The organism is Vibrio sp. FE10 (genome assembly GCF_030297155.1).
In the GTDB taxonomy this organism is placed as follows: domain Bacteria; phylum Pseudomonadota; class Gammaproteobacteria; order Enterobacterales; family Vibrionaceae; genus Vibrio; species Vibrio apostichopi.
The window spans coordinates 3,363,308-3,389,303 of record NZ_AP028067.1 but is presented as its reverse complement, the minus strand read 5'-3'; the positions used below and the strand labels follow the sequence as shown (position 1 = coordinate 3,389,303).

General features: G+C 44.5%; 30 protein-coding genes and 1 riboswitch. Of the genes, 12 read left to right on the top strand and 18 right to left on the bottom strand.

Annotated features, from left to right (window positions below; all coding sequences use genetic code 11):
* The first annotated feature begins 32 nt into the window (after positions 1–32).
* Positions 33–152, top strand: a riboswitch (TPP riboswitch).
* A 53-nt stretch (positions 153–205) separates the two neighbouring features.
* The 3 genes from thiB to thiQ all read left to right on the top strand — a co-directional run bounded on the left by thiB (position 206) and on the right by thiQ (position 3,599).
* Positions 206–1,198: a thiamine ABC transporter substrate binding subunit gene (gene thiB / locus QUF19_RS15145; RefSeq protein ID WP_102438139.1), complete on the top strand. Its 993-nt coding sequence runs from the start codon at positions 206–208 to the stop codon at positions 1,196–1,198.
* Positions 1,199–1,281: 83 nt separating this feature from the next.
* Positions 1,282–2,895 (top strand): thiamine/thiamine pyrophosphate ABC transporter permease ThiP, encoded by a 1,614-nt coding sequence (thiP, locus tag QUF19_RS15140; protein ID WP_286294805.1) that lies wholly within the window; start codon positions 1,282–1,284, stop codon positions 2,893–2,895.
* Positions 2,895–3,599, top strand: coding sequence for a thiamine ABC transporter ATP-binding protein (gene thiQ / locus QUF19_RS15135; RefSeq protein ID WP_248397876.1), 705 nt, complete (start codon positions 2,895–2,897; stop codon positions 3,597–3,599). Before thiP ends, thiQ begins: the two co-directional genes overlap by 1 nt.
* A gap of 108 nt (positions 3,600–3,707) precedes the next feature.
* Here thiQ and yjgA read toward each other — a convergent pair whose 3' ends face one another.
* Entirely contained in the window at positions 3,708–4,232 is a 525-nt protein-coding gene (gene yjgA, locus QUF19_RS15130) for a ribosome biogenesis factor YjgA (protein WP_017107760.1), read from the bottom strand.
* 118 nt (positions 4,233–4,350) lie between these two features.
* On the opposite strand from yjgA, the gene pmbA reads away from it, so the two are divergent.
* Positions 4,351–5,694, top strand: a complete 1,344-nt coding sequence (pmbA, locus tag QUF19_RS15125; protein ID WP_286294803.1) for a metalloprotease PmbA — start codon at positions 4,351–4,353, stop codon at positions 5,692–5,694.
* Between the two features lie 89 nt (positions 5,695–5,783).
* Here the strand turns inward: pmbA and mgtE are convergent, their stop codons facing one another.
* The 12 genes from mgtE to QUF19_RS15065 all read right to left on the bottom strand — a co-directional run bounded on the left by mgtE (position 5,784) and on the right by QUF19_RS15065 (position 15,053).
* On the bottom strand, positions 5,784–7,139 hold the full coding sequence (gene mgtE / locus QUF19_RS15120; protein WP_065104182.1) for a magnesium transporter: 1,356 nt from the start codon (positions 7,137–7,139) through the stop codon (positions 5,784–5,786).
* 149 nt (positions 7,140–7,288) lie between these two features.
* A complete protein-coding gene (locus tag QUF19_RS15115) occupies positions 7,289–7,564 on the bottom strand; it encodes an HPr family phosphocarrier protein (RefSeq protein ID WP_017110571.1) in 276 nt (91 codons plus the stop codon).
* A 2-nt stretch (positions 7,565–7,566) separates the two neighbouring features.
* A complete protein-coding gene (gene rapZ / locus QUF19_RS15110) occupies positions 7,567–8,436 on the bottom strand; it encodes an RNase adapter RapZ (protein WP_017110570.1) in 870 nt (289 codons plus the stop codon).
* Between the two features lies 1 nt (position 8,437).
* On the bottom strand, positions 8,438–8,899 hold the full coding sequence (gene ptsN / locus QUF19_RS15105) for a PTS IIA-like nitrogen regulatory protein PtsN (RefSeq protein ID WP_017107765.1): 462 nt from the start codon (positions 8,897–8,899) through the stop codon (positions 8,438–8,440).
* A gap of 1 nt (position 8,900) precedes the next feature.
* On the bottom strand, positions 8,901–9,188 hold the full coding sequence (gene hpf, locus QUF19_RS15100; RefSeq protein ID WP_017107766.1) for a ribosome hibernation promoting factor: 288 nt from the start codon (positions 9,186–9,188) through the stop codon (positions 8,901–8,903).
* A 58-nt stretch (positions 9,189–9,246) separates the two neighbouring features.
* A complete protein-coding gene (locus QUF19_RS15095) occupies positions 9,247–10,707 on the bottom strand; it encodes an RNA polymerase factor sigma-54 (RefSeq protein ID WP_286294802.1) in 1,461 nt (486 codons plus the stop codon).
* A gap of 54 nt (positions 10,708–10,761) precedes the next feature.
* Entirely contained in the window at positions 10,762–11,487 is a 726-nt protein-coding gene (gene lptB / locus QUF19_RS15090; RefSeq protein WP_017107768.1) for an LPS export ABC transporter ATP-binding protein, read from the bottom strand.
* 2 nt (positions 11,488–11,489) lie between these two features.
* Entirely contained in the window at positions 11,490–11,984 is a 495-nt protein-coding gene (lptA, locus tag QUF19_RS15085; protein ID WP_017107769.1) for a lipopolysaccharide transport periplasmic protein LptA, read from the bottom strand.
* The gene (gene lptC / locus QUF19_RS15080) at positions 11,965–12,528 is read right to left on the bottom strand and encodes an LPS export ABC transporter periplasmic protein LptC (RefSeq protein ID WP_286294800.1); all 564 of its coding nucleotides are present in this window, start codon (positions 12,526–12,528) and stop codon (positions 11,965–11,967) included. Before lptC ends, lptA begins: the two co-directional genes overlap by 20 nt.
* Positions 12,525–13,082, bottom strand: coding sequence for a 3-deoxy-manno-octulosonate-8-phosphatase KdsC (gene kdsC, locus QUF19_RS15075; RefSeq protein ID WP_017107771.1), 558 nt, complete (start codon positions 13,080–13,082; stop codon positions 12,525–12,527). The genes lptC and kdsC overlap by 4 nt, the downstream gene beginning before the upstream one ends.
* Complete coding sequence (gene kdsD, locus QUF19_RS15070) at positions 13,082–14,053, bottom strand: arabinose-5-phosphate isomerase KdsD (protein WP_286294799.1); 972 nt, start codon at positions 14,051–14,053, stop codon at positions 13,082–13,084. Before kdsD ends, kdsC begins: the two co-directional genes overlap by 1 nt.
* A 34-nt stretch (positions 14,054–14,087) precedes the next feature.
* Positions 14,088–15,053 (bottom strand): calcium/sodium antiporter, encoded by a 966-nt coding sequence (locus QUF19_RS15065; RefSeq protein ID WP_017107773.1) that lies wholly within the window; start codon positions 15,051–15,053, stop codon positions 14,088–14,090.
* Positions 15,054–15,315: 262 nt separating this feature from the next.
* On the opposite strand from QUF19_RS15065, the gene mlaF reads away from it, so the two are divergent.
* The 8 genes from mlaF (at position 15,316) to QUF19_RS15025 (ending at position 20,777) form a co-directional block, all read left to right on the top strand.
* Positions 15,316–16,110, top strand: a complete 795-nt coding sequence (gene mlaF, locus QUF19_RS15060; RefSeq protein WP_102438154.1) for a phospholipid ABC transporter ATP-binding protein MlaF — start codon at positions 15,316–15,318, stop codon at positions 16,108–16,110.
* Between the two features lies 1 nt (position 16,111).
* Positions 16,112–16,891, top strand: coding sequence for a lipid asymmetry maintenance ABC transporter permease subunit MlaE (mlaE, locus tag QUF19_RS15055; RefSeq protein ID WP_102438156.1), 780 nt, complete (start codon positions 16,112–16,114; stop codon positions 16,889–16,891).
* A gap of 2 nt (positions 16,892–16,893) precedes the next feature.
* Positions 16,894–17,385, top strand: coding sequence for an outer membrane lipid asymmetry maintenance protein MlaD (gene mlaD / locus QUF19_RS15050; protein WP_065104177.1), 492 nt, complete (start codon positions 16,894–16,896; stop codon positions 17,383–17,385).
* A gap of 61 nt (positions 17,386–17,446) precedes the next feature.
* Positions 17,447–18,049, top strand: a complete 603-nt coding sequence (locus QUF19_RS15045) for an MlaC/ttg2D family ABC transporter substrate-binding protein (RefSeq protein WP_286298903.1) — start codon at positions 17,447–17,449, stop codon at positions 18,047–18,049.
* Positions 18,049–18,357 (top strand): STAS domain-containing protein, encoded by a 309-nt coding sequence (locus QUF19_RS15040; RefSeq protein WP_102438160.1) that lies wholly within the window; start codon positions 18,049–18,051, stop codon positions 18,355–18,357. The genes QUF19_RS15045 and QUF19_RS15040 overlap by 1 nt, the downstream gene beginning before the upstream one ends.
* Before the next feature lie 13 nt (positions 18,358–18,370).
* Positions 18,371–18,625, top strand: coding sequence for a BolA family iron metabolism protein IbaG (gene ibaG / locus QUF19_RS15035; RefSeq protein WP_010435028.1), 255 nt, complete (start codon positions 18,371–18,373; stop codon positions 18,623–18,625).
* 8 nt (positions 18,626–18,633) lie between these two features.
* Entirely contained in the window at positions 18,634–19,899 is a 1,266-nt protein-coding gene (murA, locus tag QUF19_RS15030) for a UDP-N-acetylglucosamine 1-carboxyvinyltransferase (protein ID WP_102438162.1), read from the top strand.
* 152 nt (positions 19,900–20,051) lie between these two features.
* Positions 20,052–20,777 carry a 1-acylglycerol-3-phosphate O-acyltransferase gene (locus QUF19_RS15025; RefSeq protein WP_102438164.1) on the top strand — a complete coding sequence of 242 codons (726 nt, stop codon included), beginning with the start codon at positions 20,052–20,054 and terminating at the stop codon, positions 20,775–20,777.
* A 124-nt stretch (positions 20,778–20,901) separates the two neighbouring features.
* Here the strand turns inward: QUF19_RS15025 and QUF19_RS15020 are convergent, their stop codons facing one another.
* The 5 genes from QUF19_RS15020 to arcA form a co-directional block, all read right to left on the bottom strand.
* Complete coding sequence (locus QUF19_RS15020) at positions 20,902–21,291, bottom strand: RidA family protein (RefSeq protein ID WP_004735319.1); 390 nt, start codon at positions 21,289–21,291, stop codon at positions 20,902–20,904.
* A gap of 135 nt (positions 21,292–21,426) precedes the next feature.
* Entirely contained in the window at positions 21,427–21,888 is a 462-nt protein-coding gene (pyrI, locus tag QUF19_RS15015; protein ID WP_102438168.1) for an aspartate carbamoyltransferase regulatory subunit, read from the bottom strand.
* Between the two features lie 12 nt (positions 21,889–21,900).
* Positions 21,901–22,830, bottom strand: a complete 930-nt coding sequence (pyrB, locus tag QUF19_RS15010) for an aspartate carbamoyltransferase (RefSeq protein WP_009847728.1) — start codon at positions 22,828–22,830, stop codon at positions 21,901–21,903.
* Between the two features lie 287 nt (positions 22,831–23,117).
* Entirely contained in the window at positions 23,118–24,122 is a 1,005-nt protein-coding gene (locus tag QUF19_RS15005) for an ornithine carbamoyltransferase (RefSeq protein WP_286294794.1), read from the bottom strand.
* A 156-nt stretch (positions 24,123–24,278) separates the two neighbouring features.
* Positions 24,279–25,499 (bottom strand): arginine deiminase, encoded by a 1,221-nt coding sequence (gene arcA / locus QUF19_RS15000; RefSeq protein ID WP_286294793.1) that lies wholly within the window; start codon positions 25,497–25,499, stop codon positions 24,279–24,281.
* Between the last annotated feature and the right edge of the window lie 497 nt (positions 25,500–25,996).

The window sequence follows — 25,996 nt, the reverse complement described above, 5'->3', positions numbered from 1 at the left end:
TAGCTTATTGTTAAAATTCGAATTACAATTCTGAACACTCATCGGGGAGCGAACCATTCAAATAGTGAATGCGAGCTGAGATCAAGCAAGTGCTTGGGACCCGTAAACCTGAACCAGATAATGCTGGCGTAGGAATTGAGTTAGGAACAACTTCTACCGTTCTCCTCCCTCAAACCTGTGCCGCTCAGACCATGGAGAGCGTCCAGTGAAATTCACATTAACAACCCTTGCTGTTACTACAGCCATCTCTTTTTCTGCCGTTGCTGCAGACAATACTCTAACTGTATATACCTATGATTCTTTTGCTGCGGATTGGGGCCCTCGTCCTGCTGTTGAGAAAGCATTTGAAGAAAAGTGTGGCTGTGATGTGAATTTTGTCGCGCTAGAAGATGGCGTGTCTATTCTTAACCGCTTGCGTCTTGAAGGTGGTAATAGCAAAGCAGACATCGTGTTAGGCCTAGATAATAATCTAATGGCTGAAGCGAAAGCGACGGGCTTATTGGCTGAACATAGTGTTGATACGTCATCAGTGACACTTCCTAACGGCTGGAACGACAGTACCTTTGTTCCTTATGATTTTGGTTACTTTGCGTTTATCTATAACAAAGAGAAATTAGCAAATCCGCCTAAGAGTTTGAAAGAATTGGTTGAGCAGCGTGACGACCTCAAGGTTATCTACCAAGACCCACGTACTTCAACGCCAGGTCAAGGCATGATGCTATGGATGAAGTCTGTTTATGGTGATGAAGCGACAGACGCGTGGAAGAAGCTCGCTCAGAAAACGGTTACTGTGACTAAAGGTTGGTCTGAGGCTTACTCTATGTTCCTAGAAGGCGAGTCGGACTTAGTCCTGTCTTACACGACTTCTCCGGCTTACCACATCATTGCAGAAAGTGATTCTAAGTACGCAGCAGCAAGCTTTGAAGAAGGTCATTACACTCAAGTCGAAGTGGCAGCTAAGGTCAAAGGCAGCAAGAACGAAAAGCTGGCTGATGAATTTATGGCATTTATCCTGAGTGACGAGTTCCAATCAGCGATGCCAACGGGTAACTGGATGTACCCAGTGACCGACATCGAACTACCAAAAGGGTTCGAGCAGTTAACGGTACCGCAGAAAGCTCTGAGCTTTACGCCTGAAGAAATCGCCGCTAAGCGCAAGCCTTGGATCCGTGAATGGCAGAGTGCACTTACTTTTTAACGTATTTTAAAAAATTAGCTTTCTGTATTTAAAGGTTCGTTCGATATACTTTGAGCGAACTATTTACGGTAAAAAATCAATTTATGATAAAGAGAACACCTAAGGTCGGGATCTGGGTTGCGATACTCATTACCGCCTTCGTGGTTTCAGCAGTTGGGGCATTGCTTAGCAATGCCCCTTCTCTTGATATCAGCCAAGTATGGTCCGACCCTTACTATTGGCATGTAACGAAATTCAGTTTTTATCAAGCGACGTTCTCAACTTTACTGAGTGTTGGCTTTGCTATACCCATTGCGCACGCTCTGTGTCGCAGGCAATTTTTTGGACGAGCTCTGTTGCTCAGGCTGTTCGCGTCGACCTTGGTTCTGCCTGTGTTGGTCGGTGTATTTGGCTTGCTCGCGATTTATGGCAACAGTGGCTGGTTAGCTAAATTTTTGGCTAACTTCGACATTGAATTGCCATTCTCGATTTATGGTTTGAATGGCATTTTGCTCGCGCATGTCTTCTTTAATTTGCCTTATGCTAGCCGTCTGCTTTTACAGGCTTTGGATACCGTGCCTGCCGAGCAGCACAAGCTGTGTGCTCATTTGGGTATGAGTCACTGGAATAAATTTAAATGGGTCGAATGGCCGCGTTTAAGGCAACAACTGCCACATGTTTGTGGTTTGGTCTTCATGTTGTGTTTTACTAGCTTTGCTACCGTGATGGCTCTTGGCGGCGGCCCGAAATCGACCACTATCGAGCTAGCCATCTATCAAGCGATTAAATTCGATTTTGGCCTGCAAGCGGGTGCGTTACTCGCAATATGGCAAATGCTGTTGTGTGGTGTATTAGCGGTGAGTATTCAACGCCTATCTAAACCTATTTCAGTGACGGCCAGTCAGCTGTCGGAAGAGAAATATTTGGTTAAGGACAGCTGGTGGTCAAAAGCTTGGGATAGCTTTTGGATCATCGTAGTCTCAATGCTGGTATTGCCGCCTTTAGCTATGGTTATCTTTAGTGGTATTAACTCACAAGCTTTAACTGTGCTCAGCAGTGAACCGTTTTGGGCAGCGTTAATGACTTCGGTTCGTGTCGCTTCCTTGGCCAGTGTTATCGCCGTTTTTATTGGTATTGCGATATTGCTGACCAGTCGTGCATGGCGCTTGCAGAACAAGAATTTTAGAGCCGATAAAATCGAGTTGATTGGCACTATTATTTTAGTGACGCCGGGGCTAGTGATCAGTACTGGTCTCTTCTTATTGTTGCGTTCATTTACCGATGTGTTCAGCTTGGCTTTCTTTATTGTGATCGCCGTGAACAGCTTGATGGCACTACCTTATGTGATTAAAACCTTAGCTCAACCTATGCTGCACCTGTCTCAGCAATATCAGTATGTGTGTGCGAGTTTAGGGATGACGGGGTTCACCCGATTCAGACTAGTGGAATGGCGCGCACTGCGTAAACCTATGGCTCACGCATTCTCAATCAGTTTTATGCTAGCGATGGGCGACTTAAGTGCGATTGCCTTATTTGGTAGCCAAGACTTTAGAACTCTGCCTTTGTATCTATTCCAATTGTTAGGCAGCTATCAAATGGAAGCGGCGGCAGTGGTGTCAGTGAGTTTATTGTTGTTGAGTGTGGGCAGTTTTAGTCTGATTGAATTTTTATTTACTCGAACCTCAAATCTCAATGCTAAAAAGTTAAGGAACCGATGATGTTAGTGATGAAAGATGTGGACTACCACTATCACCAAGAGTTGTTTCGTTTTGATTTTCAAGCAGAGCAGGGCGACATTGTTGCATTGATGGGGCCGAGTGGTGCGGGTAAATCCACACTGCTGGCGCTGGTGGCTGGTTTTATTGAGCCTACATCGGGTGAGATCTCGGTAGCAGGGCAGTCCTTGATAGGTAAAGAGGCGCATCAACGCCCATTGGCTATGCTGTTCCAAGAACATAATCTGTTTGCCCATCTTACCGTGCGTGAAAATATTGGTTTAGGGCTGCATCCAGGGTTAAAGCTTACCGCAACCCAAAAGCTCGAAGTTGAGCAAGCTGCCGCACAAGTTGGGGTCGCGGAGTATTTGGATAGATTGCCTGAGCACTTATCGGGGGGGCAACGTCAGCGTGTTGCGCTAGCTCGATGTTTTGTGCAGCCGCATGATATTTGGCTGCTTGATGAGCCCTTTTCTGCACTTGATCCTTTGCTTCGTGAAGAGATGCTGAGCTTAGTTAAGCGATTAGCAGCAGAGCGAAACATTACTGTTTTGATGGTGACACACCACTTAGGTGATGCGCGCAGTATCGCGAACAAGTTTGTGTTTGTGGCACTGGGTAAGGTTTTAGTCGAAGACTCGATAGACGCGCTAACTGTCGATCACCCACAAGGCGAATTGAGTTCATTTGTTCGAGCCGGAGAATAACGACTGAGCTCGATATTGAGCATTTTTTGATATTGAGAGCGTCGAATACAAAAAGACCTAGCATCTGCTAGGTCTTTTATTATCTTTCTGAGTAAAGGGAGGCAAAAATTAGTCGCCTAGCTTTAGCTCTTTTAAGATTTGGAAGATTTCACGAGAAGACTTAGCAGGTTTATTTGCCGCTTTCTCTTTGTTAGCTTGACGAGCTAGCTGACGAAGACGTTGACGGTCTGCTTCAGGGTACATATCCATCACGTCTGAAATGGCAGCATCGCCTTCAGCAACAACGCGGTCACGCAGTTGCTCTAGTTTGTGCAGTTCAACTGTTGCTTGAGAGTGTTTGTTGCGAATCTTATCTAAAGCCGCTTGAATCGGCTCTGGATCTACATTGCGCATTACTTTACCAATGTATTGAAGCTGACGGCGCTTTGCTTCATTTTTAAAGCGCTGTGCATCTTTAATCGCTAAAGCCAGATCTTCAGACAAAGGAAACTTATCAAGAATAGAAGGCTTTAGTTCAACAAGCTCTTCTCCCAGCTTTTGCAGGGCGTCCATGTCCGTTTTCATTTCAGTCTTACTTACCCAGATGATTTCTTCTTCTGGTTCCCATGGGGCTTTTTGGTTTTTGCGAGCCATCTTTTCTGCCTATGTCACTATCTCAAACGAATATATTGCCTATTTTAGCAAGAATCTTGGGGAGAAAGCGAAATTCTTGTTATCCTACGTAATATTGACCTAAAAAATTAGAATAGATATGGATGTAAAACAGCAAGTCGCCCAGCAAAGAGTTGAGCTAGAAGCCGCAGTAGCTAAAGCGTTGGATATGGCATCAGTGAGTGCAGACGCAGCTGAGGTCGCTATTACTAAGTCAACGGGTTTAAGTGTTTCAACACGTATGTGTGAAGTGGAAAACGTTGAATTTAATAGTGATGGTGCTCTAGGCATTACTGTTTATCGCGGCCAGAAGAAAGGCAGCGCATCTACATCTGATCTGAGCGAGAAGGCGATTGCTCAAACCGTCGCAGCCGCGCTTGATATTGCTCAATACACTTCTGAAGACCCGTTTGCAGGTCCAGCACCTAAAGAATATATGGTGAAAGAAATTCCTGATTTGGATCTTTTTCACCCAGATGAGCCGAATCCAGACTATGCCGCTGAGATTGCGATTGCTGCTGAAAGACAAGCACTCGCTTACAGCGACAAGATCAAACAAAGTGATGGCGCAAGCTACGACAGCCATTATGGCGTTAAAGTTTATGGTAATAGCCACGGTTTGCTAGCCAGCTTCGCATCAAGCCGTCATAGCACAAGCTGCTGTGTGATCGGTGAAGGTGCTAATGGCGAAATGGAACGTGATTACAGCTACACCGTTGCACGTCACCGTGATGAGCTTTGGACGCCTGAGCGTGTTGGTCAAGAAGCCGCAGAAAAGACTGTAAGCCGTTTGGATGCGAAGAAGCTTCCAACAGGTCAATATCCAATTATGTTCGCTAACGACGTCGCTACAGGCCTAATTGGTCACCTTGTGATGGCAATTAGTGGTGGTAACCTTTACCGTAAGTCTTCGTTCTTACTGGATCATCTAGGTCAGAAAATCCTACCTGATTGGTTCAATATCTCTGAGCGTCCACATATCTTACGTGGTTTGGCTTCAAGCCCGTTCGACAGCGAAGGTGTTTACACTCAAGATCGTGAAATTATCACGGATGGTGTGTTAGCAACTTACCTTCTTACTAGCTATGCAGCACGTAAGATGGAAATGACACCGACAGGCCATGCTGGTGGTATCCATAACTGGTTCGTTAAATCTACCGGTCAAAACTTTGAGCAAATGCTAAAAGAATTAGGCACAGGTTTCCTTGTGACTGAAGTGATGGGTCAAGGTGTGAATACCGTAACCGGTGATTACTCTCGTGGCGCAGCTGGTTTCTGGGTTGAGAATGGAGAGATCCAATACCCAGTATCGGAAGTGACGATCGCGGGCAATCTAAAAGACATGTTCACTCAGATTGTAGCGGTAGGTAACGACGTTGAAATGCGTTCTCAGATTCAAACCGGTTCTATCTTGCTTGAGTCGATGAAAGTCGCAGGCGAGTAATTCAATTAAAGCTAATCTGATGAATTAAAAAGGGAGCTGATAGCTCCCTTTTTGTTTTTCGCCAAAAGTTGGCTATCTGTTCATCTTCGCTAGATCAGTATGGTTGCTAAGCCTAAGAACACCGATAGGCCAATCACATCGGTTACCGTGGTGAGAGCCATACCGCCAGCAAGCGCGGGGTCGATATTCATCTTCTTCAGCATCACAGGAATTGTTACACCTGCAATACCTGCGACAATCAAGTTTGTCATCATCGCTGCTGAGATGATGCCTCCCAAGATCCAATTGCCTTTCCAAGCTACGACTATACCGCCAATGATAACGGCCCATAGAATGCCATTAAGGAAGCCGATAGAGGCTTCTTTGAGGAGTAGTTCGCGTTTGTTACTGTCACCGATGTGACCAAGTGCTAAACCACGAATGACCAGAGCGACGGTTTGGTTGCCAGCAACACCGCCCATGGACGGTACGATGGTCATCAAAACAGCGATGGCTGCCATCTCATTCAGTGTCGCTTCAAACATATTAGACACAGACGCTGCGGCGAGTGCTGCCAAAACATTTGCGCCTAACCACACACTACGGCGGCGAGCGGATTTTACGACCGGAGCGAATGTATCTTCGTCATCGTCCATACCCGCCATACTCATCATCGAGTGTTCGGCATCTTCACGAATGACATCAACCACATCATCGATCGTGATACGACCGACAAGATGTTGATTTACATCGACAACAGGAGCTGACACCCAGTTACGACGTTCGAATAGGCTGGCGATATCTGAGGCACTGGTTTCAACCGCGATAGCTTCGTCGGCATCTTCCATCACTTCGGAAACCGCAACATCGGGTTGCGTCGTAATCAGTGTGCTGAGCGATAGGTTACCAATGAGGCGTTCATCATCGTCGATAACATACAATGCATCGGTAGCGTCAGGTAACTCACCACGCATACGTAAATAACGCAGGACGACTTCAACATCGACATCACCACGGATCGTGATTACGTCGGTGTTCATTAACGCACCCGCTGAATCTTCAGGGTACGATAGTGCTGTTTCAACTAAAGCACGATCAACGGAGTCCATTTGAGAAAGGACTTCGCGAGAAACATCGTCGGGTAGGCTTCGAAGTACGTACGCGACGTCATCGGTTTCCATACCTTCGGTTGCTTCTGCCAAGGTTTCTGGTGCCATTTTTGACACAAGAGCATCTTTGACGTCTTCGTTTAGCTCATCAAGAATTTCACCGTAGTCTTCAGGATCGGTGAGTTGCCAGAGTACATCACGACTTTTGCGAGGGGAGGCTTCTAAAAGGTGTGCAATATCTTCAGGTTCCATGTCCTGAAGTAGTCGGCGTACGTGAACAAATCGGCCGTTTTCTAGGGCTTCGCTGACTTCTTGGAGGGTTTGGTGAGCTTGGTCGAATTCTAATTGCTCTGCCATATTTTCCTCCTATCTCATTATTCTAACAATGCTTGGAATAGTAACTTAATTCTGGGGCTTATTTAAATCATTAACTTAGGCAGAACTAAGATTTAATCGTGTCCGGAAGTTGCTCCGGACCATTGGGTATTTGGCGTCGTGATTTCGAGCTACTCGCCCTCATCAAACTTGTCTTCAATTAAATGGCAGACAGCATCCAAGGCTTGTTGCGAATCAGTCCCCGCGGCTTGAATTGTGATATGTTGCCCTTGTGCTGATTCCAGCATGAGCAGCCCCATAACACTGTCGGCTGTCGCGACTTTGTCTTCTTCACTATGGATAGTGATCGTGGCATCAAAGCTTTGTGCGAGTTCAACTAACTTTACCGCCGCTCTAGCATGAAGACCCAAACGGTTTTGGATCAGTACAGTTCGAGTTAATTCCATGGTTAAACCTGCTGTTGTTTCTCTAGGGAGGCGTGTCTAATTTGAACTTGGTGTCCAAGTTGGTCGAAGTACTCACCAATTTTCTGCGTTAAATACACTGAGCGATGTTTGCCACCGGTACAACCAATCGCGACCGTTAGGTAACTGCGATTGTTCTTCTCTAACATCGGTAACCATTGCTCAACAAAGCCTTGGATCTGCTGTTTGAGTTCAAGCACTTCAGAGTGTTTTTCCAGAAAAGAGTGAATAGGCGCATCAAGCCCAGTCAATGGTCGAAGAGCCGGTTCCCAGTGAGGGTTCGGCAAGAAACGAACATCAAATACATAGTCAGCATCACTGGGTAGACCGTATTTAAAACCGAAAGATTGAAAGACAATGATTAACTCTTGCTTCTCTTTTCCTTCAACTTTAAATCGAACCTTTTCACTTAACTCGTAAAGATTGCAGTCACTGCTATCAATGACGATGCAAGCTTGCTCTGCGAGAGGTGTCAGAAGGGTTTTCTCTAAGTCGATAGCTTGTTCAAGTGATAGCTTGTCTTGGCCAATCGAAAGAGGATGTATTCGGCGCGTTTCGCTGTAGCGTTTCAGTAGCGTCTGCTTGCTTGCATCTAGGAACAACACATTGACGTCGATGTCGGTTGCAGATTCTAGCTGCTCTAGCGTATCTGTGACCAATTTCGGTTCTTTCGGCAGGTTCCGGATATCAATGCTGACGGCAACGTTCTGATTGATTTCGCGTACTGATTCGACAAAGTCGCTGAGTAGATTTACTGGTAGGTTATCAACACAGTAATACCCCAAGTCTTCAAGGACTCGTAGCGCAACACTTTTACCGGCCCCAGATTGGCCACTAACAACGATTAATCGCATGCTATTGCTCGCAAGTTGGCACTTGAATCATGATGTCGTAAAGCTCTTGATCACTCTGAGCATTACGCAACTGTTTAAGGGTCTGCTTATCGTTAAGTCGTTCTGCCATACAAGAAAGGGTTTTTAGATGTTCTTTACATTGTTCACTAGGAACAAGCAGAGCAAATAATAGGTCGACAGGACGGTTATCAATCGCATCAAATTCGATGGGTTCTTGGCATTGCAGTAATACAGCAATCGCTTTATCACTGACATTCATACGAGCATGCGGAATAGCGATGCCATTACCGATACCAGTACTGCCCATCTTTTCACGGCTCAACATGCACTCAAACAGTTCTGTTGAATCTTGACCGCAGCTTTCAGCGGCGATTTGACTGATGAGCTCAAGGGCTCTTTTTTTGCTTGTGCATTGGACTGCACTTTTGGTGCAGTCCAATGAAAGTACTTCGCTTAATTGCATGTTAGTGACTACTTAGCTTTTCTTTGTGTTTGTTGAGTTGGCGGACGAGTTTATCAACCAATGAATCAATCGCAGCATACATACTTTCATCTGTTGCTGCTGCATGAATTTCGCCTTGATTTATATGAAGGGTCGCTTCTGCAATTTGATTGATTTTCTCAACTTTTAAAACAACTTGAATACTATTGATATGGTCAAAAAAGCGTTCAAGTTTGTCGAATTTGGTGTGAACATAGTCTTGCATTGAATCGGTAAGATCAACGTGATGGCCTTGAATATTGATTTGCATAGACTTTCCTTTTCAGTTTGTTGCCTGATATAAAACTTAAATAGCTAACTAAATAAGTTTATAGCAGACGTTTACGCTGACTCGATGGGGCAATGCCCAGAGACTCACGGTATTTCGCTATCGTACGTCTAGCTACCTGAATTCCTTGGTCAGCCAGTAAAGCAGCAATCTTACTATCACTGAGAGGTTTTGCGGTATTTTCAGCCGCGACAAGCTTCTTAATGAGCGCGCGAATTGCTGTCGATGAACATTCACCGCCATTGTCAGTACTGACATGGCTAGAGAAAAAGTATTTGAGTTCAAATATGCCACGAGGGGTGTGCATGAATTTCTGAGTCGTTACACGAGAAATAGTCGATTCGTGCATGTCGACAGCTAAAGCCACATCATTCAGTACCATCGGCTTCATGGCTTCTGCGCCATGTTCGAAGAAACCGCGTTGATGTTCAACAATACATCGTGCAACTTTGAGTAGCGTCTCATTTCGGCTTTCTAGGCTCTTAATTAACCATTTCGCTTCTTGCAAATTTGAGCGGATGTATTGGTTATCGGCGCTATTACCTTTGCTACCTAAGTCAGCGTACTGCTGATTTACTTTTAGTTTAGGCACGCTATCGGGGTTAATGGTCACTAACCATTTGCCCAGATCTTTGAAGACCGATACATCGGGAACGACATATTCAGTTTCGTCTGGGGTTATCTTACTGCCAGGGCGAGGGTCCAGTTGTTGAATGAGCTGCAAAACTTCACGTAGTTCTGCTTCTTTCAACTTGGTTTCTTTGATGACCAGTTTGTAATCACGATTACCGAGTTGATCGATATGGCTAGTAAGTACTAACTTAGCTTCGTTGAGCCAAGGTGTGTCTTGAGGGAAGGTGGCCAGTTGTAGTAGCAAGCAATCTTGAAGATTCACAGAACCCACACCAAGCGGATCAAACTGTTGGATTCTTTTGCGTACAGCTTCTACTTCATCAAGCTCGATCTCTTCGTTGTCGAAGTTCTCAAGGATGTCTTCGCACGTAACGGTGAGGTACCCATAGTCATCAATGGCATCAATCAGTGCAAAGGCTATGGTTCTGTCAGTTTCAGAGAACGGTGTGAGGTCGAGTTGCCAAAGTAGGTAGTCGTGCAGGCTTTGAGTTGTTTCGCCTTGGTAGACGGGCATATCGTCGTCAATGGCAATACCCGTATTTCCGGTATTCGCGCTATAAACGTCTTCCCAAGTGGTATCGATTTCTAGTTCGTTGCCAATCTCTGATTTTTCGATTAATTCGGAGCTATCAGGTAAGTCCGGCTCTGCGGTTTCAACTGTTTCTTTCTCGTCACTGCTAGGTTTCTCTTCTGATGCAGGCGCTTCTTCATTGCCTTCTTCGACATCGAGTAGTGGGTTGGATTCTAGTGCTTCTTGAATCTCTTGCTGCAAATCTAATGTAGACAATTGCAACAAACGGATCGCTTGCTGCAATTGAGGAGTCATTGCTAACTGTTGGCCTAGCTTAAGTTGTAATGAGGGTTTCATTCAGTGGTACTTACCTAGTTATTATTCTAAGAACTCTCGATACTCTCTATATAATCATAGACGGAATTGTTCGCCTAGATAAACTTGTTTAACTTGTTCGTTATTGAGAACATCTTCAGGAGTACCCTCTGCAATCAGGTGTCCTTGGCTCACAATGTAAGCTTTTTCACACACGTCCAATGTTTCGCGCACGTTGTGGTCGGTAATCAAAACGCCTAAGCCGCGATCGCGCAGGTGAACAATGATTTTTTTGATATCAATAACCGATATTGGGTCAACACCAGCAAATGGTTCATCCAATAGAATAAACTGAGGATTGGCTGCAAGTGCGCGGGCAATCTCAACACGACGGCGCTCACCACCCGACAGAGCCATACCATTACTGGTTCGGATATGTTGGATATGGAACTCTTCAAGCAGGTCTTCTAGCTTATCCTGACGCTGTTCGTGAGTCAGCTCATCACGGGTTTGTAAAACGGCCATGATGTTGTTCTCAACTGACAACTTACGGAAAATCGACGCTTCTTGAGGCAGATAACCAATTCCAAGGCGTGAACGACTGTGCATTGGCAAGATACTGATATCGAGATCATCAATGCTGATAGTGCCTTCATCACGCGCAACTAAGCCAACAATCATATAGAAAGACGTGGTTTTACCTGCGCCGTTGGGCCCAAGTAATCCTACGATCTGGCCGGACTCTACCTGTAAGCTTACGTCGGTCACGACTTTACGCTTGCTGTATGTTTTCGCTAGGTTCTTTGCTGTAAGGACTGCCATGATTACTTGTTCACTTCAGTAGGTTGTAAAACCGTTGATACACGTTTGTTCTCACCACTGTCAGCGACTAATTTTTGAGAGCCGATCTGGTAAGTGATCTTAGAACCACGAATGATGCTGCCATCTTGAGATAGCATGGCATTCTTAGTCATGATCAATCTGTCAGCAACAAGCTGGTAATGTAAGTCGTCAGCTTCGCCGTAGAGTGTCTTCCCGTCGTCAGTCAACTGAGAGAAGGTTGCAGGCTTGCCGAAGCCTTGAATTTCTTCAATTTCACCGTTGACCGCGTTTCGAGTAACAATCACTTTATCAGCATTGATATTGATGCTGCCCTGCTTAAGAACAACATCGCCGATGAATGTGACTTTGTTGCTTTTCATATCCAGCTGCTGACTGTCTGAATCAATATAGACAGGCTGCTCGCTATCCGAAGATAGGGCGTATACGCTTGGCGCAGCAAAGGCAAAAGCAAGTAAACTAAGGGGTAAGAGTTTCATATCTACCTTGAACAGAATTAAAGAGGGTTGCATTGTTGGTACCGAAGTTACCCTTCATTGCTTGTCCCTCAGTTTCAAAAAATGTACCGATCATATGGACCGGAGTCTCTGAATAAAAATCTCGGCTAGTGAGCTCAACAACCATTTTATCGGTTGTCATGGTATCGAAGCTCGCATCTGGCAATAGGTTCTTGGCTACCACGTTATCATAAAAAGTAACGACTTGATTTTCATCCATGATCGCGCGATCTGCGGTCACTTGCCATTCAATCGTATGTCCTTCGCGGAAAACAGAGAGAACGGGGTTTTGAAAATGTGTATCGCCAACAACGGAGTAGTGCTCCAAGTAGGTTGATTCAACCTGATAGCTACGAATACCGCTTTCGTCATAGCTGATGTTATCTAAACTTTTGCCACTAAAAGCCGGCAGCTCTAAATTTGGAGCTACTTGTATCGTTGATTGTTGCTCTTTGTCGAACAAGTAATAGGTCGACCAAGAAGCAATAAATATGAGTATTAAATAGATAATACGAGTAAAACTCATATGCTTAAACCTTTATGCATGTCGAGTTCATTTCTTGCTTGTAGGATAAGGTCGCACACTTCGCGCACCGCACCATGACCACCTTTAATGGTTGTCACGTAATTCGCTCGTCTAGCAAGCAGTGGGTGACCATCTGCCACACATACCTTCAAGCCAACTTTTTCCATCACTGGCCAATCGATCAGATCGTCACCGATGTAACCCGTATTGATTGGGTCTACAGAAAGCTTATCGCAAATATCTTGGTAGGCTTTAACTTTATCATCTTGACCTTGGTAGATAAGTTTAATACCAAGAGCTGTCATACGGTTCTCAACAATTTGAGATTTACGGCCGGTGATGATCGCGATTTCAATGCCTGCGTTCATCAGTGATTTAATGCCGTAACCATCACGAGTGTGGAAGGTTTTCAGTTCTTCGCCGTTGTTGCCCATGTAGATGCGACCATCTGAGAATACGCCGTCGACATCGCAAATCAGCAGCTTAATATCTTTTGCTAATTCGAATACGGCTGCGTCTGCTGTGCCGTATAAGGTTTCTACTGTGTTTGTCATTACATTACTCCTGCTTTGAGTAAGTCATGCATATTTAGGGCACCGACGAGCTTGCCTTCATGGCATAACATCAAACCATTAATGCTTTTTGCTTGCATCAGATTTAAGCCTTCAACCGCGAGCATGTTTGGCTCTGCAACGGTTGGGTTTTGTGTCATTACATCGCCGATCTGCGTGCTATGAATATCAACGCGCTTATCTAGAATACGACGTAAATCACCGTCGGTAAAAATACCCGCCATTTGACCGTCATCGCCAACAACCACGGTCATACCGAGACCTTTCTGCGATATCTCTAGTAGAGCATCTCTGACTAGGGCGTTAGGTGCAACGACAGGAAGTGCATCACCAGTGTGCATGATATCTTCAAGCTTCAATAATAGTTGTCGACCCAAAGCGCCGCCAGGGTGAGACAAAGCAAAATCTTGCGCAGTAAAGCCTCTGGCTTGTAAAAGTGCGACGGCTAATGCATCACCCATCACCAAGGTTGCTGTAGTGCTGGTTGTTGGCGCAAGCCCTAATGGACACGCTTCTTCTGGCACTGATATTTGTAAATGAATATCAGATAACGTCGCCATGTTTGAAGCTGGCTTACCGGTCATGCTGATGATCTTGATGTTCAAACGTTTCAATACTGGGAATAGGCTCAGGATCTCACCTGATTCACCCGAGTTGGATATCGCTATTACGACATCGCCAGCTCCGATCATGCCTAGATCACCGTGCGCGGCTTCCCCAGGGTGTACGAAGAAAGCGGATGTACCTGTACTTGCCAATGTTGCTGCTATTTTGTTGCCGATGTGACCAGATTTCCCCATGCCCATCACAACCACTTTTCCTTTGTTGTTCAGGATAAGGTCGCAAGCTTTGCAAAAATCATCATTAAAATATTGGTCCAATTGAGTAAGACCTGCAACTTCGGTTTCCAAAACTTGCTTTGCAACACTGCGATAATCGAATGACTGAGACATCAAATACTCCAAGTACGGGAAGTTAAATCAATAATTAAGCTGACATGTTCATTAGTAGGTAACTTTGATACGCCACAAACGTCACAATCAATACGCCACCTTCAATACGATTCACACTACGAGATTTACCGAGTGCCATTACAACAAGCAGTAGCGATACGCCTAGCATTACCCAGAAATCACGACCCATCGCAAATTCACTCAATATGGATGGGTTTAAGATGCCCGGAATACCCATAACCGCAAGAATGTTGAATACGTTTGAACCGATGATATTACCTACAGCCATATCATCTTCACCCTTCATTACACCTGCAAGAGACGCTGCAAGTTCAGGTAGGCTAGTGCCAACGGCAATGATAGTTAAACCAATTACAAGGTCGCTCATGCCAAAGAACTTAGCGATAACAACCGCGTTATCAACCAACATATTGGCAGCGAGAGGCAGAACAATTAGACCAACCACCACCCACATTGCGGCTTTAGGGTTGCTTACGCCTTCAGGAACTTCAGATTCTTGCTCTTCAAGGAATGCATCGCCGTTCTTTTTCTCACTGCGGCTGATTTGTAGCATTGCGAATAAGAATGCGGCAAAAAGAACAAACAACAACACGCCTTCGTAGAACCCTAAATGGTTGTCCCACAGCAAAGCGCCTGCAAGTAGAGTGACACCAATCATCAATGGTAGTTCACGGCGAATCACACCAGAGCTGATAGATAGTGGCTTGATAAGCGCTGTAATACCTAAAATCAGAGCGATGTTAGCGATGTTAGAACCTAAAACGTTACCAACTGCAGTATCTGTTTTTCCGTCGAGAGCAGCTGTTGCTGAAACCATCATTTCTGGCGCAGAAGATCCCATTGCAAGAATCGTCATACCGATAACTAAAGGTGAAATACCGAAGTTGCGGGCAAGAGCAGCGGCTCCATAAACCAGTTTATCTGCACTCCACACCAAAAAACCTAGACCGATAATGAGAAACGCAATCGCTTCAAGCATGATGATTCCTAAAAATTAATAAAAAACGGAGAATTAACCGCTAATTTTGACTTGTTGATAGATAAAAGGGAAGTCACTCTACAAATTAATTCAGGGTTAGTGATAAAGAAATGCACTCGAAAGGTGAATTTTTCAATGCTTTCAAATCCCTGCCTGTCTTTTTGTTTTATGTAATTAATCGAACAGTGCTTTTAATTCTAAAGTAGACTCATTATTATTACAGCCATAATTGATGTTTTTTAGAGCAAGGAAACAACAGGTCATGTTGAATACTGAGCTTGTGAAGGTTAAAAACCTCAGCTTCTCTCGAGGCGAGCGAGTTATCTTTGATGACATTAGCTTAGAGGTACCTCAAGGCAAAATTACTGCGATCATGGGACCGTCTGGGATTGGTAAAACCACCTTACTTCGTTTGATTGGCGGTCAACTGCCTCCAGATGCTGGGGAAGTGTGGTTTGATGGCGATAATATTCCAGCGTTGTCGCGCCGTAAGTTATACCAAGCCCGTAAAAAAATGAGCATGCTTTTCCAGTCGGGTGCACTTTTTACGGATCTCAATGTCTTTGATAACGTGGCATTTCCCCTTCGTGAGCATACTGAGCTTAACGAGAAATTTATTCGTACCGTTGTTTTGCTTAAACTTGAAGCGGTAGGGTTGCGTGGTGCGGCTCAATTGATGCCGAGTGAGTTGTCTGGTGGCATGGCAAGGCGAGCGGCTTTGGCTCGTGCGATTGCTTTGGATCCAGAGCTCATCATGTACGATGAACCGTTTGTTGGCCAAGACCCAATCACTATGGGTGTTTTGGTTGAGCTTATCCGTAACCTCAATCAAGCCTTGGGTTTAACCTCGATTGTCGTTTCTCACGATGTTCCAGAGGTGATGAGTATTGCGGATTGGGTTTACCTCATGGCCGATAGCAAAATCATTGCTGCGGGAACTCCTGAAGAGTTGTACAACAATGACGACCCGAGAGTGCAGCAATTCTTGCAGGGTGATGCGGATGGCCCAGTGCCGTTTAGGTTCCCGGCAAAGAGTCTAGAAAAGGATTTGTTTTAATATGATTGCGAAAACTATTGCGGGTGTCGGCAAACGAACACTTGCGATCTGTGAGTCATTTGGTCGAGCAAGCCTGATGTTATTTGGCGCTTTGTTTGGCATCCCGAAACTAAAAAACTTCCCTTTATTAGTTAAACAACTTTATAGCGTTGGCGTTCAGTCATTGGCTATTATTTTAGTTTCGGGTCTATTCATCGGCATGGTACTCAGCCTACAAGGTTATGTCGTATTAATTGATTACGGCGCTGAGGGTAATCTTGGTCAAATGGTCGCGTTGTCGTTGCTTCGTGAACTCGGCCCTGTGGTCACAGCGCTTTTATTTGCCGGACGTGCTGGTTCAGCATTGACTGCGGAAATTGGCTTAATGAAGGCGACGGAGCAGATCTCTAGCCTTGAAATGATGGCGGTCGATCCTCTTAAACGCATTATTGCACCACGACTTTGGGCCGGGCTTATCTCAATGCCTTTGCTTGCTATGATCTTTATGGCGGTAGGTATCTGGGGCGGCCAACTCGTGGGTGTTGATTGGAAAGGCATCGACCACGGTAGTTTCTGGTCTGCGATGCAGTCTTCTGTTGAGCTGGGCCGAGATATTGGCAACAGCATGATCAAATGTATGGTCTTCGCTATCACCGTAACGTGGATCGCGCTTTTCAATGGTTATGATGCGGTACCGACCTCTGAAGGTATTAGTCAGGCAACCACACGCACAGTAGTGCACTCTTCTCTAGCGGTATTAGGGCTAGATTTTGTTCTTACCGCATTGATGTTTGGGAATTAATCATGCAACAAACTCGAAAATTAGAATTATGGGTCGGCACCTTTGTTATTGCCGGAATTTGCGCAATCTTAATCATGATCTTTCAAGTCGCTGACGTAAAAGGTCTAGGTTCAAACCATACTTACAACTTAAAAGCGACCTTTGACAACATTGGCAGCCTGAAAGTTCGCTCTCCGGTAAAGGTGGGTGGCGTGGTTGTTGGCCGAGTTCAGAGCATTCAGCTTGATACTGAAAGCTATCTCCCTGTGGTTGAACTGTCTATTGATGCGAAGTACTCACAATTTCCTGATACCTCTAGTGCTCAAATCTTAACGTCTGGTTTAATTGGTGAGCAATACATCAGTCTTGTTCCTGGCTTCATTTTTGAAGATGAAGAGATGTTGGTAGATGGTGACTCGATTGAAGACACCAAATCAGCATTAGTGCTCGAAGATTTGATTGGCCAGGTGCTGTATAGCGTTGGCGGTTCTGATGATAATGAAGCTAAGGAGTAGTCTCATGTTAAAGACGAATAGCCTATTGAAAAAATGGTTTATAACAGCGGTTGCTTTGCTGATGTCGACTCAAGTTCTTGCTGAAGAATCGATTGATCGCACTCAGCCTTATCAGATGATGACTCAAGTTGCCGAAGTGTCTTTTGAACGTTTGAAGAACGAACAAGAGAACATCCACAATGATCCTGAATTATTGAAGGTTATTGTAGAAGAAGAATTGATGCCTTATGTGAACGCTCAATATGCGGCACTTAAGTTATTAGGGCCTAACCTGAAAGGCGCGGACAGAAAAGACGTACGCGTATTTATTGATGCATTCCGTAAATACCTCGTTTCTTCTTACGCTCAAGTACTGACTCAGTACTCGGATCAGACAATTCAATTTGGACCTGAACCAAAAATCAAAGCGGATAGCCGTATTACCAGCATCAAGGTAGATATCATTGATTCGCCGCGACCTAACATCAAACTTGAATTTAAGCTGCGCAAAGACAAGAAGTCGGGCGAGTGGAAAGCATTTGATATGGTTGCTGAAGGCATTAGCTTGCTTTCAAGTAAGCAGTCAGAGTGGAATACTAAGATTCGTCAAGAAGGCATCTTACAAGTTGCCGACGAACTAGAAAAACTGGCTGCACAACCGATTCGTTTCGAGAGTAACAAATAATGAGCCATTCTCAATGGCAAGCACTAAGCTCTAAAGAGTATCAGCTGCTCGGTGATATCGACCGAGACAGTGTTCCTGCAATCTGGCGTATATTGGAAAAGTGGCAAACGACGGAATCAGACGTTGAAATTGACCTTAGCCATATAAATCGAGTCGATTCAGCAGGAATGGTGATGCTAATTCACTTATTAGAGCATGCAAAAAATCAAAACTGTCATATAATGCTCAGTTTCGTGCCAGAACAATTACGAACGTTGTTCCAATTGAGCAATATCCAGCCAATGATGGCAGAACACATAAAAAATTAGGCAGGAGCTATTTGTGGACAGCACAAAAGTACAAGAATTATTAGCAGAAGCACTGAACCTTCAGGAGATTTTCGTGAAGGGTGAAGGCAGTCATTACGAAGTTGTTGCGGTTGATGCATGTTTTGATGGCATGAATCGAGTTAAGAAGCAGCAACTAATCTACGGCCCACTAATGGAATACATTCAACGCAATGACATCCATGCTCTTTCTATTAAGGCTTTCACGCCAGAAGAGTGGGAACGTGATAAGAAACTGATGTCACTTTAAGGTTTATGATGGAAAAGTTTCGAGTTATTGGATCGGATAAGCCGTTAAGCGGTGAAGTGACGATCTCAGGCGCAAAAAATGCAGCGCTACCTATTTTATTCGCATCAATCCTTGCTGAAGAGCCGGTTGAAGTGAGTAATGTTCCTCACCTACGTGACATCGATACTACGATGGAATTGCTTAAGCGTTTAGGCGCAAAAGTATCACGCAACGGTAGTGTTCATGTTGATGGCAGCGAAATTAATGAATTTTGTGCGCCTTACGATTTAGTGAAAACAATGCGTGCTTCTATCTGGGCTTTAGGTCCTCTAGTTGCTCGCTTTGGTGAAGGCCAAGTGTCACTTCCTGGTGGTTGTGCTATTGGTGCTCGACCTGTTGATTTGCATATCCATGGCCTAGAGCAACTAGGTGCGACCATTAAATTGGAAGATGGTTATGTAAAAGCAAGTGTTGATGGCCGTCTGAAAGGCGCGCATATCGTGATGGATAAAGTAAGCGTTGGCGCTACGATTACTATCATGTGTGCAGCAACATTAGCTGAAGGAACAACAGTATTAGATAACTCAGCGCGCGAGCCTGAGATTGTTGATACGGCTGATTTCCTAAACAAGCTAGGTGCTAAGATCTCTGGTGCAGGTACAGACACGATTACTATCGAAGGCGTTGAGCGTCTTGGTGGTGGTCATCACTCTGTGGTTGCCGATCGCATTGAAACAGGTACGTTCCTTGTAGCGGCTGCGGTTTCTGGCGGTAAAGTTGTTTGTCGTAATACCAACGCTCATCTTCTTGAAGCAGCTTTAGCTAAGCTTGAAGAAGCGGGTGCGAAGATTGAAACGGGCGACGACTGGATCAGTCTTGATATGACAGAGCGTGAGCTAAAAGCGGTGAAAATCGTAACAGCACCTCATCCTGGCTTCCCAACAGACATGCAAGCTCAGTTTACTCTGCTTAACATGATGGCGAAGGGCAGTGGTGTTATCACTGAGACTATCTTTGAAAACCGCTTTATGCACATTCCTGAATTACAGCGAATGGGTGCAAAAGCTGAGATCGAAGGTAATACCGCTATCTGTGGTGAAACCGAAAAATTGAGCGGCGCTCAAGTAATGGCAACGGATCTTCGTGCATCTGCGAGCCTTGTTATTGCTGGTTGTATTGCTCAAGGTGAAACCATCGTTGACCGTATTTATCACATCGATCGTGGCTACGATAAGATTGAAGATAAGCTTTCAGCCTTAGGCGCAAACATTACGCGATTTCGTGAATCGAGCTAACTTAGGTTAGTGAGTTCATGAATCAGTAAGATAAAAACACAAAAGTCGGAACCTTGGTTTCGGCTTTTTTATAGTTGTATTTACCGCTAGTGACTCTGTTGTACACCTTAGTGTGAGTCGATAAATGAGCTTTGCGGTTGGTGAGGAACAAAATGATAGCAATATTACGTATTTTCGCATTGGCGATATTTGCGATTCTTATGTTTGTATTTGGTTGTGGTTACTGTCTACTTAGTCCGCGTAATCCGAAGCACGTATTTACCTTTGGCCGCTATTTCGGTCGTATGTCGAAGATCTTCGGCATGAAACTAGAACTTCGTATCCCGGAAGATGCTTACTCTCGTGGCCAACACGTTTATGTTGCGAACCACCAAAATAGCTGGGATCTATTCACGATTTCATCAGCGGTAACACCTAAGGTTGTTACTGTTGGTAAGAAGAGCCTAGCGTGGATGCCTCTTTTTGGTCAGTTGTACTGGCTGACGGGTAATATCCTAATCGACCGAGCTAACCGCAGCAAAGCGGTAGGTACGATCGATCAAGTGGTTACTAGCCTTAAAGAGAGTGATGTTTCAGTATGGATGTTCCCTGAAGGCACTCGTTCTCGTGGCCGTGGCTTGTTGCCATTTAAGACGGGTGCTTTCCATGCTGCTATTGGTGCTGGTTTACCTATTATTCCTATCGTGTGTAGCTCAACTGGTGGCGTGAAGCTGAACCGTTGGAACAATGGTCATGTGATTGTTGAAATGTTGCCACCAATCAGCACTGAAGACTACGATAAGTCTAATGTTCGCCAACTCGCTAACCTAGCCCGTGAGCAAATGGCCGCCAAACTTGAAGAGTTAGACAAAGAAGTGGTTGAGCTTAATAAGAAGTAATTATCTAAGCAAAACAACAGACAATAAAAAAGGTTGCCAATTGGGCAACCTTTTTTGTTTCTGATAAACACTCAGCATTACGCTAAGTCGTTTATTAGAAGGTGTTTAACCTAGAGGTTAAAACCTATTTACGAACCGCAATAGCTTCGATTTCGATACCTACATCTTTTGGCAGACGTGCTACTTCAACACATGAACGTGCAGGGTAGTTTGCAACGCCGTGCTCATCAAAGAATTTACCGTAAACTTCGTTTACTGTGCCGAAGTCGTTTAGGTCTTTAACGAATACCGTTAGTTTTACGATGTCTTTTACAGTCAGGCCAGAAGCTTCAACAACCGCTTGAACGTTGTCTAGAGATTGGCGAGCTTGCTCTGCGATATCAGCAGATACTTCACCAGTTGCTGGGTTTACTGGGATTTGACCAGAAGTCAGAACCATGTTGCCAAGGTCAACACCTTGTACGTATGGGCCGATTGCAGCTGGAGCAGATTCTGTGTGAAGTACTTTAGTCATTGGTTATTCCGTCAGTTATTAGATAAAAAGCGATTTTCAGTGTGCCTTCAAACTTAGGATAGGTAAAGAGCAAAATACCCCGCACAGGCGAGGTATTGAATAGTTTTTGCGTTCGATCGGCGTTGCCGTATGACGTTATCTTTCTGTCACGATCTCACGAGAGAATACTTTTTCGCAGTACTTACACTTCAATCGAATATCTTCTTTCTTTTCAAAGATCTTAAAGCTGCTTTCAACCGGCTCGTTGTGAGTAATACAGTTGGTGTTTGGACACTCAAACACATCGTTGATTTGCTCAGGAAGTTCCAATGCTAGCTTCTTAACCACTTCGTAATCTTCGATTTGGTTTACCGTTGCATGAGGAGCATAAAGAGCCAGCTTGCTTGCTTGTTCTTCGGTGACAAATACATTCTCAATCTTGAGTAGGTCTTTTCCACCTAGTGCAGAAGACGGTAGGTTTAGGCCAATTGTCACTCGCTGATTAGAGTTATGCATGTCGAACAGTTTGAGTACCTTGATCCCGATGTTGGCTGGGATGTGGTCGATAACCGTTCCGTTTTTGATTGCTTCAACTTTTAATTGAGTCTCTTTAGACATGATATCTCTCCTCTACAGCGTTTCGTTAAGAACAAGGGCTAGCAATGCTTCACGCGCGTAAACACCGTTCTCTGCTTGCTGGAAGTAGTAAGCGTAAGGCGTTTTATCGACATCAATTGTAATTTCGTCAACGCGAGGCAGAGGATGTAGAACCTTTAGGTTATCACGTGCATTTTCCAGCATAGGAGCAGTCAGGATGTACGCTGATTTAATGTGCGCGTATTCCGATTCATCAAAACGTTCTTTCTGAACTCGAGTCATGTACAGAACATCCAACTCAGGAATCACATCTTCCATGTCTGTCAGTAGTTGGTACTTGATACCCGCTTCATCCAGCTCTTCACAAATATAGTCAGGCATCGCCAGCGCTTCTGGAGCAACGAAGTAGAAACAGATGTTGTCGAACTTCGCTAGTGCTTGAGTCAACGAGTGAACTGTACGGCCGTACTTAAGGTCACCAACGAATGCAACGTTAAGGTTATCTAAACGACCTTGAGTTTCGGCAATAGAGAACAGGTCCAATAGCGTTTGTGTTGGATGTTGGTTTGCACCGTCGCCCGCGTTAATCACGGGTACACCGTTAGAGAACTCAGAAGCCAGACGCGCTGCGCCTTCTTGAGGGTGGCGCATTACGTAAGCATCAACGTATGAAGAGATAACCTGTACTGAATCCGCTAGTGTTTCGCCTTTCTTCGCCAGTGACGTGTTACCACCGCTGTCGAAACCAATCACATCACCACCGATGCGTTGAATAGCCGTTTCAAAAGAGAGACGAGTTCGTGTTGAAGGTTCGAAGAAGCAGCTTGCAACAACTTTGTTCTTGATGAGTTCTGGGTTTGGTTCAGCTTTGAGTTGACCTGCCGTTTGAACAATTAATTCTAGCTCTTCACGAGAAAGCTCTGGAATTGAGATGATGTGCTTTTGATAGAGCGAATTCGCCATGATCTTCTTCCCCACAATAATGTATTGGCCATAAAAAAGCCCCCCATAATGGGAGGCTTTAAAAAAGTGCTGAAAAGCAGAATAGACGGCCTGGCAAGCATGCTAGCTTGCGAGCAATATTTGGTGTTTTCACAATTTTATTATGTGTTTTCACAATATCATTATGTTTTATCACAACATTGCTTGGCGTCATTTTCACTACTCTCAGACAAATTGCCGAGAATTATACGCTTTCAATTTGTGAGCGCAAGCGATTACATCAAGCTTTTGTTTACTTTCATTATTCTCTATTGGCCAAGTGTCGCGACCATTACCGCTTTGATGGTGTGCATGCGATTCTCTGCTTCATCAAACACAATCGAGTAGTCAGACTCAAACACTTCGTCTGTTACTTCTAAGCCGTTCATTCCATATTTGTCTGCGACTTGCTGGCCGATTACGGTTTCATTGTTGTGGAAAGCCGGCAGGCAATGCATGAACTTCACTTGAGGGTTACCTGTAAGCTTTATGACATCCATATTCACTTGGTAAGGTGTCATTACAGCCACACGTTCGTCCCAAGCTTCTGGCGCTTCACCCATAGAAACCCAAACATCGGTGTAAAGGAAATCACAGCTTTTCACGCCTTCGGCAACGTCTTCTGTCAGCGTGATTTTTGCACCTGTAGTTTGTGCAATAGCTTGGCACTCTTCCACAAGTTGTTCTTCTGGCCAGAACGCTTTAGGCGCGACAAGACGAATATCCATGCCCATTTTAGCTGCACCCACTAACAGAGAGTTACCCATGTTGTTACGTGCATCGCCTAGGTAAGCAAAACTGATTTGATGCAGATGTTTACCGTGACCATGTTCGATCATAGTAAGGAAATCAGCCAAGATCTGAGTAGGGTGGAACTCATCGGTTAGACCATTCCAAACCGGTACACCCGCATAAGCGCCAAGATCTTCGACAATACTCTGGCCAAAGCCACGGTATTCGATGCCATCGTACATACGACCTAATACACGCGCGGTATCTTTCATTGATTCTTTCTGACCAATCTGAGAACCAGAAGGGCCTAAATAAGAGACTTGAGCTCCTTGATCAAAAGCAGCTACCTCAAAGGCACATCGAGTTCGAGTTGATGCTTTTTCAAAGATCAAAGCGATGTTTTTACCGTTAAGCTTTTTCTGCTCTGTACCTGCATACTTAGCTTTTTTAAGGTCAGCAGACAGGTCGAGTAAAAACTGAATCTCTTTAGGAGTAAAGTCGAGAAGTTTTAGAAAGTTACGATTGCGAAGATTAAATGCCATCTCTCGCTCCTTGGGTATATAGAATCAATGAAGAACCTAGTTAAACATAAAAATGCTATATTTGTGAATATTTATTTTATTAATTTGATAAAAAAGGCCAGTACAATGGTACTGGCCTAGATAAGTTAATGTGTTCGCTTTATTGAACTACTTGAGTTAAATACCGTCTCTTTCGATAGGACAGCTCATGCAACGAGCGCCACCGCGACCGCGACCCAGTTCATTGCCTGGAATTGTCAGAACTTCGATGCCTGCTTTGTCGTATTTCTCATTGGTGTAAACATTACGCTCATAACCGATAACCGTACCCGGTTTCACCGTCAGTACGTTGTTAGCGTCATTCCACTGTTCACGTTCAGCTTCGTAGTTATCACCACCAGTTGTGATGATCTTCAGTTGATCGAGATCCAGTGCGCCTTCAATCGCTGTTAGGTAGTTTTCAGCTTTCTCTACTCGCATTTCGCCATTTTCTTTCGGCGTTAAGCGCCAAGTATCTAGGTCTTTGCGAACGATCTCTGGATAGACTGAGAATGTGTCGATATCCATGTGCGTCATGACCGTATCAAGGTGCATACAAGAGCGGTGTTTCGGTAAATCAATCGCAATCACTTCTTTAGCTTGACCGGATTTGAATAAACTCGCCGCCAGGTTTTCAACACCTTGTGGCTTAGTACGCTCAGAGATACCGATAAGAACAGCGCCTTTACCGATAACCAGTACATCTCCACCTTCAATATTGGCGTTGTCGTAGTGAAGATCTTCATCACCGAAATACTTAATGAAATCTTGGCCGGCGAATACAGGGTGCCAGCGGTATATCGCTCGCAAGTGATTCGTTTCTCGTTGGCGAGCAGGCATCATCATAGGGTTAAGAGAGACGCCTCCATAAACCCAGCAAGAAGTGTCACGGGTAAATAGATGGTTAGGTAGCGGCTCAATAACGAAATCAAGTGGGTGGTGCATCTTCGGTAACATTGAAGAAGATTTAATAGGAAGCTCAGAGTAGGCTAAACCACCAAGTAGGATCGTAGCCAAGTGCTCATTGTCCATTTGAGCAAGGTACTCTCTTAAATCACGTGCGAATGTAGGGCCGTAACGGAAATCAGAGATTTGAGTATTAAGCAGCCACTCACGAGCTTGTGCTACAGCGAGTGTCTCAACCAGTAGGTCATGCAGTAGTAACACTTCAACGTCTTGGTTACGAAGTGTCGTCGCAAAGGCATCGTGTTCTTCACCAGCCGCTTCTACTGCAAGTACATCATCAAAGAGTAGCTCATGACAGTTAGAAGGGGTGAGGTGGGTGAGTGCCCTTTCAGGCCTATTTAGGAGAACTCGTCTTAATTGACCGACTTCGGAGCCAACGTACAGCTTACTCATTTTGCATCCTTACTATTAATCCAGCGTCTATTTATGACAAGCTTGCTCGTAATATGCAAGTTTTGAAACTTGTGTAAAGGTTATGTTATTTTGATATTTTTGGTTTTAAATGCTGAGTTGTTTGTAATTTTTGATATTAAAACCCAATCGAAAGGCTGGGTTCTGGAACAAACTTTTTGCGGTTCTATGCTCAAATTTCAGTGATTCGATAATCCACTTTGCTTGGTGAACATGATTTTTCATTCAAAATTTATGCAGTTATTTACTTTTAAGTGCGGTTTTATGCATCAATCAAGTGATCAACCGTATGCATCTGATATGACTAACCACTCAATTTTGCGGGAGTAAGACTAAAAGTAACAATAAAAATGAAATGCTAAAACACACGATGGTTAATAATATGTTGAAAATTTGTTTCTGTGATTTTGATTTCACTTTTTAATTGATATCCCTTCTGTTATCTAGCGATAAACTTACTCTTCTACGCCTGATCTAGG